This window comes from Flavobacterium sandaracinum, assembly GCF_004349135.1.
In the GTDB taxonomy this organism is placed as follows: domain Bacteria; phylum Bacteroidota; class Bacteroidia; order Flavobacteriales; family Flavobacteriaceae; genus Flavobacterium; species Flavobacterium sandaracinum.
In genome coordinates this window covers 1-10996 of sequence record NZ_SMFN01000036.1, presented here as the reverse complement: position 1 = coordinate 10996, position 10996 = coordinate 1, and the positions used below count along the sequence as shown (strand labels likewise).

General features: G+C 37.1%; 13 protein-coding genes. 4 read left to right on the top strand and 9 right to left on the bottom strand.

The genetic code is table 11. From position 1 onward, the window contains the following. Positions 1–94: 94 nt before the first annotated feature. The 9 genes from E0F91_RS17185 to E0F91_RS17145 form a co-directional block, all read right to left on the bottom strand. Positions 95–343 carry a hypothetical protein gene (locus E0F91_RS17185; RefSeq protein ID WP_243698928.1) on the bottom strand — a complete coding sequence of 83 codons (249 nt, stop codon included), beginning with the start codon at positions 341–343 and terminating at the stop codon, positions 95–97. Between the two features lie 436 nt (positions 344–779). Further along, positions 780–1586, bottom strand: coding sequence for a PRTRC system ThiF family protein (locus tag E0F91_RS17180; RefSeq protein WP_086452612.1), 807 nt, complete (start codon positions 1584–1586; stop codon positions 780–782). Further along, the gene (locus tag E0F91_RS17175; RefSeq protein ID WP_086452613.1) at positions 1586–2308 is read right to left on the bottom strand and encodes a PRTRC system protein B; all 723 of its coding nucleotides are present in this window, start codon (positions 2306–2308) and stop codon (positions 1586–1588) included. Before E0F91_RS17175 ends, E0F91_RS17180 begins: the two co-directional genes overlap by 1 nt. After that, positions 2305–3480 carry a hypothetical protein gene (locus E0F91_RS17170; protein WP_086452614.1) on the bottom strand — a complete coding sequence of 392 codons (1176 nt, stop codon included), beginning with the start codon at positions 3478–3480 and terminating at the stop codon, positions 2305–2307. Before E0F91_RS17170 ends, E0F91_RS17175 begins: the two co-directional genes overlap by 4 nt. A gap of 17 nt (positions 3481–3497) precedes the next feature. Further along, complete coding sequence (locus tag E0F91_RS17165) at positions 3498–3716, bottom strand: PRTRC system protein C (protein WP_086452615.1); 219 nt, start codon at positions 3714–3716, stop codon at positions 3498–3500. A gap of 17 nt (positions 3717–3733) precedes the next feature. Further along, entirely contained in the window at positions 3734–4270 is a 537-nt protein-coding gene (locus tag E0F91_RS17160; protein ID WP_086452616.1) for a PRTRC system protein E, read from the bottom strand. Positions 4271–4282: 12 nt separating this feature from the next. Next, complete coding sequence (locus E0F91_RS17155) at positions 4283–4477, bottom strand: hypothetical protein (protein WP_086452617.1); 195 nt, start codon at positions 4475–4477, stop codon at positions 4283–4285. A gap of 57 nt (positions 4478–4534) precedes the next feature. Beyond that, positions 4535–5608 (bottom strand): DUF932 domain-containing protein, encoded by a 1074-nt coding sequence (locus E0F91_RS17150; RefSeq protein ID WP_086452618.1) that lies wholly within the window; start codon positions 5606–5608, stop codon positions 4535–4537. Between the two features lie 45 nt (positions 5609–5653). Next, complete coding sequence (locus tag E0F91_RS17145; RefSeq protein ID WP_086452619.1) at positions 5654–6031, bottom strand: single-stranded DNA-binding protein; 378 nt, start codon at positions 6029–6031, stop codon at positions 5654–5656. Positions 6032–6688: 657 nt separating this feature from the next. Between E0F91_RS17145 and E0F91_RS17140 the strand changes: the two genes are divergently transcribed. The 4 genes from E0F91_RS17140 to E0F91_RS17125 all read left to right on the top strand — a co-directional run bounded on the left by E0F91_RS17140 (position 6689) and on the right by E0F91_RS17125 (position 10738). Next, positions 6689–7690, top strand: coding sequence for a type IV toxin-antitoxin system AbiEi family antitoxin (locus E0F91_RS17140; protein ID WP_132067592.1), 1002 nt, complete (start codon positions 6689–6691; stop codon positions 7688–7690). Further along, positions 7665–8516, top strand: coding sequence for a hypothetical protein (locus E0F91_RS17135; protein ID WP_086452621.1), 852 nt, complete (start codon positions 7665–7667; stop codon positions 8514–8516). The genes E0F91_RS17140 and E0F91_RS17135 overlap by 26 nt, the downstream gene beginning before the upstream one ends. Before the next feature lie 150 nt (positions 8517–8666). After that, positions 8667–9314, top strand: coding sequence for a hypothetical protein (locus E0F91_RS17130; protein ID WP_086452622.1), 648 nt, complete (start codon positions 8667–8669; stop codon positions 9312–9314). After that, positions 9314–10738 carry a hypothetical protein gene (locus tag E0F91_RS17125; RefSeq protein WP_132067591.1) on the top strand — a complete coding sequence of 475 codons (1425 nt, stop codon included), beginning with the start codon at positions 9314–9316 and terminating at the stop codon, positions 10736–10738. The genes E0F91_RS17130 and E0F91_RS17125 overlap by 1 nt, the downstream gene beginning before the upstream one ends. Positions 10739–10996 lie beyond the last annotated feature (258 nt).

The window sequence follows — 10996 nt, the reverse complement described above, 5'->3', positions numbered from 1 at the left end:
TTTTCATTATATGAAAAATTATTAATGTTTGAAAAATAAGAATTGACGGTTTGTAGCACCGCAATTTGTTATTGTGCCGAAGACACTAAAAACATTAATTAATCTTAGGCGGTTGCCAAATGGAAGAGAAGAAGTCTGAAACAGCTGACGCAGTTATTACACCTAATTTCTTTTTAGGTTGTTGGACATAATTGGATGTTAAAGCATAAAAAGAAGTAATTACAAATCCAGTACAGGTATTGCATTTAGAAAAAGGCGAGCAACATTCCATACCGCAACCGTCGCTATCTTCTTCCTGACTATTTGTTGTTTGATGTATGACGTCAAAGCATTTATCTTCCATAAAGCCTGGCAAGATCGATAAGACCAAGACCATTAATGCTAATATGAATGATAAATTTTTCATTTGGCAAATGTATAAATTTATGCTCAATTTCACACAGTAATAAAGAATTAGAACATCAACTGTTATTTTTAAATAATATATAGCGAGAATTAGAGAAGAGATAGTATTAAATTTCTATCATTTTTAAAAAATATATTTGGTTTATAACACAGAATCTTTTCTTTGGTGGCTGATGTGGAAAGAAAAGAAGTCGGCTGAAACAACGAAAGGGATAATGAATATCCCTTAGAAATAAGATTCCAACCTGTTTGGTAAAATGCGGAGTTAGGAAGTGCGAAAGGTGCATTTTGGTAAAGTGGTTGCACCGATTTGGCGCAAAAAGACTGTCCCGACCATCGGAAGGGAGTGTCTTTTTGCCGCCCGATTTTGACTATCAGGCGACTTTTATGGGGTGGGTACGAAAGTCTTTCAGATTGTGGAAAAAGCCTCTGTACGGAGTCATACCATACCGAAATAAGCTCCATAAAAGCGAACAGCCCATTTGTGTTAAAGAGGAATTGATAAACAAATCCTGTTTCTCCAAAGCTTCCGCTAAACTGCAACTCGGTGTTTCATCGTGTTGTTCGGACTGCTTCAATAATTCTCCAAATTCTTCCGTAATCATTGGCAGGCTTGCCACCGTTTCGTATTTCTCCGAATTGGGTTGATGAATGTTTCCTATGGTAGACAGTAACACTTGCCCTGTATGCTGGCTGTTGCCAAAATCCAACCAATATTTCGGTTCATCCCTGTGGTGTCTGCGTTTACAAATTTCTTTCAGAATTTCGGCAACTCCAAACCTCGCCTTTATATTATCCACGCAGGTAATGTAAATAGTTGCCTGTGCTTCTTCGGGTATTCTGCCCAAACTGTCCTTTTCAAACTTTGTGGTTTCGGCTTTCCAATTTGTCCCTGAAAAGCGGTTTGCACGGTTAATTAGTGCAACGGATTTGTATAACCCTGTTTCAATTTCGGCAAAACGCTGTCTTCCTAAATTGGCATTGGTCACAATATCATCATCCCACAAACGCACCAGTAAGCCTGCGTGTCCCAATTCGATTAAGCTGTGGTTTATTTCCATTAAAGCGGTCAAAACCTTTGAGCCTGTACCACCTGCACCGATTAAGTTTACCGTAATGGGATTGGTGGGAGTTATCAAATAGTTATCTGTAAAATGTACTTTTAGTTTTTCGGTATTCATCACAAAAGATTTTTAAGGGTTTTGTTGTTCTTTTTCAATACATCTTTAGGAAAGGCTTCACCTGTTTCAATCAATTTTTTCCAAAGGCTTACGCAATTCCCTTTTATGGGATTTTGTTTTCCTAATAAATGGCTGAAATAGCTGTTAAAAAAGTAGTCTTCCCAAGCATCGGTAAATTCCTCTACAGAAGCAGAATTTTTAATGTCTATACTTACAGTTCCCATACATACTTTACCATCTTCATAAATGTTGAAGAAAGGAGCAAAATACAATGGTGTATTTTCTGTTGGTCTTCTGTCAGTAGTAAGAGCAAATACGGCAAGGCTGTTTTTACTAGCATACCAAAGCATTGACGGTACAGACGCTTTGCCGTTGGGCATGCCCAAGCCGTTTACAAAATACAATTGCTGTTCCTGTGCCTTGGTGTACCAAAGTACAGTGCCTTTTTCGCTCGGATTAATATGCAGTATATTGGTCGGCAAAATTCCTTTTGGTTTTAAAAAGGCTTTGTCCTTTTCTTTATCGGTGTGCAAAGCCTTTGCCAATATTTTGGCTTCATTTACGGTCAATGGATGGGCATTGATAGGATTTCCGTTTTTGTTCATATCAAAATGCTCCACATACATATAGGTATTTGTCCCTTTGGTTTGGTAAAAAACCAATGCAGATTTTGGATGGTAAAGCGTTCCAAAATTATCGGTTATGTCGTTTACGTTGCTCATTTTATTGTTGTTTTATAATCATATAGTAGTGTGCATAGTTCGTCCAAAAGGGCAAACAGGCGGTTCTCAAAATCAAGATTGGTTTGTGTAATGGTACTTCCGTCAAAGCGTTTGCAAATGGTCGGTTCTTCCATTACTCCATACTCGTTAAACTCATTATTGATGCTATCGGCAAGCCTTTCATACAACCAACCTGTGGTATCCGCTATAAAGGAGATGTATTTTTCCATTCCAACAGTTTCGGAGTCGTTTTCATCAGTATAGGGGTCTTCTTCGGGTCTTGGTGCGTTTCGGAAAATGCTCTCAAATGGATATTGCGCATAGAGGGCAAAGGCATCGCAAGCTACTTTTTGGCACTCCTGGTCGAATGTGTCACGGCTTTTAAAGTGGTTTAAACGCTGTTCAAATACCTGTAAATTGATACGGTTGAATAGCTTCTGTTCAACCCGTTCGCCTATCCATTCAGCTTTTGCAATCTCAGCAATACAGCTGTCCGTTTCTTCGGTATAATCATCCTGTTCTACCCAATCGTTCATAATTTCATACATCCAATACAGATAGCTGTTTTCCTGTCTATAATACGGTATATCGACAATATGATATAGATAACTGCAAATCGAAACAAGCAATTGAGCCGTCTTTTTACGCTTTGGGTCATGGAGCATTTGAAAGAGTGGCACGATTGGAATATAGTATAGGGTTGTACCTGTGCTGTATCGTTCTTCGCTCGTAAAAAATGTTTTCTTACTATCCTGTACCAAACGTAAATTATCCCAATTGACATTGTTTTGTTTTAACTTGCTTTCAGCATCCCACATAGCCAAAGCCATATTGTAGGGATAGCCGTATTCCTGCGTTTGTAACGGTTCAATGCCGTAATGCTCTGTAAGTTGGGAAAGGGACTTGTAAAAATCCCTTTGCGTTTTTGCTGTTTTCTTACAATCCTGTGTGGATTGTGTTGTTTTCAGTTTAGGCAGAAACCCACACTTTAGAAAACCATTGGAAGCATTGCTATCGGTACAGATTTCTGTTTGTCTTTCCGTACTTCGTTTGTGTCTTTGGCTCTTTGCATCCATTGTGCGAACTCGCCCAATTGTTGGTTCAGTTGCCGTTGTGTTTTCTGTTCGGGTATGCTTATAGTTCCCGATAGGATATTGCGTTGCATAGTTCATTGTTTTTTATTTTTGGTTTAACCTTTTGTTCCCATGACGCTCTCTAATTTGTATTCTATCTTATCATCACGGATGATGGGGGCAGATACTTTTGCGGTGGTTAGTATGGGATACGTATTGGCGTAAAAATTCAGTACCGCTTCCACACTCCAACGTGGTTCGGGGTCGGTCAGTCTGATCTCCTGTCCTTTATCTTTAAGTATAAATACTCGTTCTAACTGTGTTGTTACTAACATAACTATTGAATTTTTTGTTAAACACTAGGTTGTTCTGTTGCAAACAGACCTGTTGAAGAAAATTGGTTTGATAGTTCCGATTTGCGTTTTCGTATTTCGTCCGCTTTTTCGGGATAATCTGTAATTTCGGGTACTTTCATCCACGCTTCACGGAATTTGCCCTCTTTTTCCAATTCGTCTGCCTTTACCATACCGTCTTTAAACTTCTTGTCTTTGGCTTCCTGTTCTTTCTTTTGTGTGTCGGATTTTTCCTTTTCCATTGCCGATTGCTTTTTAGCTTCTTCCAACTGTTTCATAAAGGCTTCCATATTTACCATTAAACCTGAAGCGGTTTGCAAAGGAGTTGTTATCTGCTGAAAAAATCCCTCATCCAATTCTTCTGCCGTTCCCCTTAGATTAAGTGGTGGTATCAGTTGTTTTGCGTTATCTCCACATTGCTCATTTTGAAGTATTATAGAAACAATAAGGTTGTTTTCTATACCCTTTGATATAGTGAGTTGTAAATCTCCTGTAATGCCCATTTGCGCTATCTGATTGAAAAAATTTGTGTTCATCGTTCTAAAAATTTAATTGTTTTTACATGGCTCTTTTATTACTGTTAACTTCTCGTATATATCTGTCCAATAGGTGTTCTGCCTTTTATCAAAATCGGAGTAGCTTTTATCTTCGTGCATGTATTTTTTGTACTGTTTGGTTATACGGATTGCTTCTTTAAGGTCTGTTACTTCAATAGGGCAACCGTTTAAATCTGTTACTTTCATTTTTTGCTATTTAAAAGCAACCACCCGAAGGCGGTCGCCTGTGGTTATACATTCAGATTAATTGAAATTGAATACGTCTGCACCGATTTTCTCGAAAGAAGTACATAGTTCAAATGTTTTTTGCGATTTCATTTGTGCTGTTCCACCCATAACTATAGATTGCAGTTTGGCTTCATCATCCTTGTAACTGCGTACATTTTGGTAGTAGCCTGTCACAGCATTGTACGCCCCGAACAATGTACCTTTGGTGGTGTCCATTTGTTGAGTGTCGCTTGTCATAGCGTATGCAAAGGCATCTTGCACCACATTTTTAAACACGGTGGAAACTTCATCATCCGCACCCTTTTTAATCAAATCCAATGTTTCCTTATTCGGACAAAGAGCTAATTGGATTAGTTTTTTTACTTCTTGGTCAGTTACCTTTACTTTAGCCCATTCATTAAATATTCCCTCTAACTGTGTGCTTAAGGTATCCGCCAAGCCCATAAGTTTGTGGGCATTTTCCAAATGCTGTTTTGCTCCCGAAGTATGTTTGATGCGTACCACGTTGCTCATATTACGAAGCGAGGCGTTAAGGGTATTTTGGCAAACAATGCGGATAGGGGTGAAGGCTGCTGTTATGCTTCCGCTACCATCGTGCGAAGTGGTTAGGAAAATGTACTTTTCCGTAACATCATCGCCATTGCCCACTCGGATATAATCGGGCAGTTTGGCTGTGATAAATATGCGTTCGCCCTGTCCCAATGCCCCTGCGGTCTCGTACAATATTCCCTCGCCACCCCCTACAATAGCATCAAAGAAATTGAATGCCTCATGGTTTTGTACGATGTGGTAGTCCTTGCCAACCACACCCAATACTGCATTGTTATCGGTACGGATATTGGCGTAATAATTGGGTACTTCCAGTTCACTACTGCCTATTTCGATACCGTTTGCGGTTTCAATAATTCCGGATCCTTTGGTATATAGCGGTCTTTTAGCCACTTCATAGTCTAATCCTGCGTGTTTGATAGCTTCTTCGCTTGTTGGGTATTGCTCTACAATTTGCCCTAAGCTGTGCCACGCTTTTTCTTTTACGCTAAAGAATGAGTAATGTCCTGTGTTGCTGTTAAAATTGATATTATGTGCCATGATGAAATGATTTAAAAAGTTTAAAAATTGTTTGAAAACCTGCAGTTAAAATGGGAGGTCGTTCTCCGTTTTGTTATTATTGATTCCCGTGGTAGCCTGTACCGTTTCCGATTTTTTACCGCCTGCGTGCAATTTGATTTGCAAGGTGTTGAAGTTCAGACTTGCGTTTGCTTCTCCATTATTGCCTGTCCACGCTCTTGCACTTACTCTGCCTGTGAGTTCTACAAGAGTGCCTTTAGTGAGTATTGTCGCTACTTTTACGCTAAGCCAGTAAGCACAGTCGAAGTAGGTTGTCTGCTCTATACGTTCGCCCGCTTTATTTCGGTAGCTGTCGTTGATGGCTACTGAAAAATTTACTACCTGTTTGCTGTTTGACAATGTGCGTACCTGCGCATCTTTTGTCACTCTTCCAATGATGTTCATGATTTTTACTTTTTTAATGAATTATTTTTTTTGAGATTTTATTTATTCGGCAATGAGAGGAGGTGTTGTTTTGTTTCACCATTACCATTTTTAATATTTTATTTCTCATTGCTGACATTTTTTTTATTCGTCTAAAGAGCCGGAGTATGCTATGTTTTGTTTCATGAGCATAAAAAGGTGAGTGTTTAGCAATAGCAAGGCTTTGATAAAAAATACAACCTGGATGGGTGGAGATTTTTTGGCAAATCTGAAGGACCAGGCCTTGCTATTGCGTTAAGAACACGGAGTTACCTTTGCTCCTGAAATAAGACAAAAGCATACTGGTTTTTGAATATAAAAATGAAGGGGAAGCAACGAAGATATTGGTAAATGGTTCTAATGATCAGAAAATTTCATCAATATGACAAAATCTATAAATCGATGTTTAAGATTTTTTTTTAAACTGCTGTTGATAGAGTTATTGATTAATAATATTAGATTAGTTAGAGCACAAATAGTTGATGCTACTAGTGGTGATTGAGTTCTTGATTATATATTAGATGTAGTTACAATACAAATAATTGTTACTGATGTTGTTGATGTAGCTAAATAATTATATATTTGTTCACTAATATTAAGTGTTCACGTTTTCGTGAACATAAGTATAAAGTGAACAAGATGAACGAGCAGTACATTATACAAAACGCAATACATAATCTTCATAAAGATGAGATACGTGCTGAATGGAGAGAAGCAACTAATGATGGTTTCATTGATGGAAAGCTGACGCTTCATATGAAGTATCATCCTGCTGTTGTATTAAATGTAGCAGTTAAAAAAGAACTACGTGGAATGCATCTTACCATTATGGAGGATAAGGCACGCAGTGAAGCACCATTTATGATAGTTGCTAATCGTATATTTCCTAAGGTTAAGCAGGAGCTAAAAGAAAAGCAAATCAATTACTTGGAGGCAAGCGGAAACATGTTCCTGCTAATGGATGGCCTTTACATTTATATTGACGGTAGGAAAAATGAGGTTACTGCAACTACAGGCGGCAACCGTGCCTTTACAAAGACTGGGCTGCAGGTCATATTCCAGTTTCTAATTGAAGAAGAATGGGTAAATCGACCATATCGAGAAATCGCGCAACGCACCGGTACAGGCTTGGGTAATATTAATAATATATTCAATGGGCTGGCACAGGAAGGTTATCTATTACAGCTGACAAAGAATGAGCAAAAGTTGGAAAATAAGAAGCAACTGTTGGAAAAATGGATTTTGGAATATGAGAAACGTCTTAAGCCAACGTTAAATATTGGTACATTTAGGTTTCTGAAGGAAGAAGATTTTTACAATTGGAAAGAAATTCCTCTTAAAAACCAAGAAACATATTGGGGCGGTGAACCCGCCGGGGCAATTTATACAAATTACCTGCGTCCAGAAGAGCTGACAATCTATACCGCGGAAGAATGGAATGATTTGATCAGGAACTATAGATTGGTTCCGGACAAGCAAGGTAACGTCAAGGTATTTAAGAAATTCTGGAAACATGATTTAGTAAACGAAAATGCAGTGCATCCACTTTTGGCATATGCCGATTTAATGAATAAGGGAGATAGAAGATGTACAGAAACAGCACAAAGAATATACGATGAGTACCTACAAGATAAGTTTTAAGCAATTAAGGCAGGAAGCAAAACTTTCAGAAATGCTTACGGCACTGGAGAGGGGTTTGAAAAAGTTTAGTATAGATTTCTATCTCGTTGGGGCAGTGGCACGAGATGTTTGGATGTCCGCAATAAATGATATCCCGCCAAGCCGCATTACGGGAGATATTGATTTTGCTGTTTTCATCAATGATAAAGGAACCTATGAAGGATTAAAAAAATATCTGATAGAGACTGAGGGATTCCATCCATACAAAGACAATGCATTTGTACTGGTGTGGAAAAGTTACATTCAAGTTGATTTACTGCCGTTTGGCGAGATAGAAGGTAAAGGATCTCATGTAAGGGTCGAAGGCACCGGTCTTACAGATGTTAGTGTTCCCGGTTTTAAGGAAATATATGATGCAGGACTTCCGGAAGCAGAACTGGAAGGAAAGCACCACTTTAAATTCTGCACGCTTCCAGGAATAGTATTGTTAAAGCTGATGGCATATGAGGACCGACCTGAAATCCGTAGGGACGATATTAAAGACATCAGTAAGATTTTAAAGCACTTCTTCGACATGTATACCGAAGAGATTTATGCAAACCATCTCGATTTATTTGGTCAAGATCAAGAACTTGATATGTTGGCTGCACGCGTTATGGGGCGGGATATGGCAAAAATAGCAAGATTGAATGAAGAGTTGTTTGTCAGGATCGCATCCTTGTTGGATAAGAATACGGTGAGCCCTGCCAGTAGTGAAATAGCAAAAATCATGGCTGAATTTTTCGAAAATACTGTTCAGGCTAGCATGGATATGTTGATTGAGATTAAGGTCGGATTTATGGAGTAGGATTAATATTGTATCTTAATATAATGAACTCGAAATTTAAAAAAAGAGATGGAAGCTTACTTTAAAACAGAGGCAGCATATAATTGAAAACCTGCCACAATGTTTTATTAGATATTTGTATATCTTAGCATTACACAAAATATAATATCTATGGAGGACTATCTTAAAAAATTTCGTGATCGCTTACGTATTATGATCATTCTTTATACTTTTTGCGATCCATTGGAGGATAAAAGATCAGGGAAATATGGTGTATTTCGCAGTGAGATAAAAATACAGGCGTTAGATTTTCTTCTTCGCTATCCTGATTTTCTTTCAATGGAATTAATGGATTTATTAGATAATAATACATCAAATGACAAAGAAAAGATTGGGAAAATAATTGAAGCTATTTATTTAGATAATGAACCCGAATTACGGGTGGAAGAAATGGAAAAATTTTTTCATGGAGCATATGAAAGTATTGATGATGTGATAGCATATCTTGTCAGCGTTGGTTTAATCACACATGAAAGTAAAAAAAGATCTGATGGAAAGACATATGATAAAATATACTACATAACTTATGAAGGCTCTAATAAAATTATAGGATTTCTCAATGATATTTCAGCGGTAGAATGGTATTATGATCGTTGTATGTTGATAAAGGAATATTTTGGAAGTTTTTCAGGGACAGAGTTAAAATCTAGACAATATAGATATGGGGAGTATAGTAATATCTCTTACCGTAGCCATATCCAGAATATTAATAGCAAGGTGAAACTAGCATATTTTCAAAGATTTAATAAATCATTATAATGGACGAAAGACAGATTAATTATAAAGATTTCCTCAAGTATGTTCACGAGCACTTTGCAGAGAATATCACTTTAGAAGAAGTGGAAGAAATCCTTCATTTAGAAGAAGATTACAATAAAGATAGTCCAAATTCATTAGGGAAATCCCTAGTAATTGATCGGTTACTATTTACGGGGCAAAAGAAAACCGGTGAGAGCTTTATATTCGATCAGCCAGTTTACCAAGGTATTAATGTTTGGATTGCTGACAACCACAAAGGAAAATCCACCATTTTTAAAATCATAAAATTTGCTCTAACTGGAGCAGATAGTATTAAGAAAGATATCAAACCCTGGATTACTGAAATATTCCTTCAATTTACTATTGGTAAAATAACCTATACGTGCTACATTAATAGGACAGGAAGGGACAGGGGCGGAGTCTATAGATTTTCAATCAATAGGTTCATGGAGCTAAGAGAAAACCAAAAGTTTGATGATGCACAAAAAGAGATTGAGTTTGAATTTAATAACCAAATACAATTCGAAGAGAAGATACAGGACTTTTTTTTCGAGCAGTTTTCATTTTATACCCTAAAGTATACCCAAAAAAATAGTGCCAAGGACTCTTTTGAAATGAATACTTCAAGTCTTAGTTGGGCCACTTATTTTAAATCTATTTATTTGGAATCTAGTAACTACGAATATCTTTTTTTTGATAAAGAAAGATATGGCTTACAGGGAAAAAAAATATTCGAAATGATCTTGGGTTTACCCTTGACATACCCCATTAATATGCTAAACATTCAAATGGATAGGGTATTGGAAACTATTGGTAAAAAGCGACTAATTGATAAAACCAAGCTGGAGTTTAACAAAAATAACGAAGTACATTTAAAAAAGAGGCTGGCTGAAGTTACTCTTGAAATGAAAGCTCTTCAAGAGGGGCAAAAAATTGAATTCAATGATCGCCCATTAGTAGAGGAATACAACAAATTGTTTGAAAAAATTAACGAGTCAAGAAAACAGCAGAGGGTTGTTTCAGATGCCTATCAAAAAGGGAAAAATGAACTGATTGCCTGTGAGGCAGAATTACAAAGCCTTGAGGGTGATAAAGCAAAGATTTCGTCAGAAGTAACTAAGCTGAGAAAGCGAGAGCTCAATATCAATATATATCGGCAATCAGAAAGTTTCTTTACAAATCTTGAAATAAAAACCTGCCCGCACTGTGAAAAAAAAGTCAGTGAAGATAAAAAAAAGAGCGAAATAGAAGATCATATATGCAGCTTATGCGGGAAAGAGTCTAAAGAGCAAAAAGTTGATCCAGAAGAAATAAATGAAAAGGCGAAACTTTTAGAAGTTGAAAGAAGTAAACATGAAGCAAAATTAGAGCAAATTGATAACACTGGAAAAACCGGTGAATTTGACCACCTAATTCCGGAGTAAATTGACCACCCGTTCCGGAGCAAACTGACCACCTAATTCCGGAGCAAATTGACCACCAGGTTTTGTGGTTAATTAACGATTAAAAACTATTGATTTTTTCATGTTGTTAGAACCATACATTCGTTAAAAATATACGGATTATGGCAAACAAAATAACAGACATGAGTAAAATTAGAAAAGTAATTAAATTCTATTGTAATGGAAAGAGTAAGTTATTTATAAGTAGCTACTTATCCCTTTCAAGAAATACGGTAAAGA

Excerpts from the sequence above, each read along its gene's own strand:
- E0F91_RS17180 (WP_086452612.1), bottom strand. The coding sequence starts at position 1,586 with ATGAATACCGAAAAACTAAAAGTACATTTTACAGATAACTATTTGATA.
- E0F91_RS17150 (WP_086452618.1), bottom strand. The coding sequence starts at position 5,608 with ATGGCACATAATATCAATTTTAACAGCAACACAGGACATTACTCATTC.
- E0F91_RS17175 (WP_086452613.1), bottom strand. The coding sequence starts at position 2,308 with ATGAGCAACGTAAACGACATAACCGATAATTTTGGAACGCTTTACCAT.
- E0F91_RS17170 (WP_086452614.1), bottom strand. The coding sequence starts at position 3,480 with ATGAACTATGCAACGCAATATCCTATCGGGAACTATAAGCATACCCGA.
- E0F91_RS17155 (WP_086452617.1), bottom strand. The coding sequence starts at position 4,477 with ATGAAAGTAACAGATTTAAACGGTTGCCCTATTGAAGTAACAGACCTT.
- E0F91_RS17165 (WP_086452615.1), bottom strand. The coding sequence starts at position 3,716 with ATGTTAGTAACAACACAGTTAGAACGAGTATTTATACTTAAAGATAAA.
- E0F91_RS17145 (WP_086452619.1), bottom strand. The coding sequence starts at position 6,031 with ATGAACATCATTGGAAGAGTGACAAAAGATGCGCAGGTACGCACATTG.
- E0F91_RS17185 (WP_243698928.1), bottom strand. The coding sequence starts at position 343 with ATGGAAGATAAATGCTTTGACGTCATACATCAAACAACAAATAGTCAG.
- E0F91_RS17140 (WP_132067592.1), top strand. The coding sequence starts at position 6,689 with ATGAACGAGCAGTACATTATACAAAACGCAATACATAATCTTCATAAA.
- E0F91_RS17135 (WP_086452621.1), top strand. The coding sequence starts at position 7,665 with ATGAGTACCTACAAGATAAGTTTTAAGCAATTAAGGCAGGAAGCAAAA.
- E0F91_RS17160 (WP_086452616.1), bottom strand. The coding sequence starts at position 4,270 with ATGAACACAAATTTTTTCAATCAGATAGCGCAAATGGGCATTACAGGA.
- E0F91_RS17130 (WP_086452622.1), top strand. The coding sequence starts at position 8,667 with ATGGAGGACTATCTTAAAAAATTTCGTGATCGCTTACGTATTATGATC.
- E0F91_RS17125 (WP_132067591.1), top strand. The coding sequence starts at position 9,314 with ATGGACGAAAGACAGATTAATTATAAAGATTTCCTCAAGTATGTTCAC.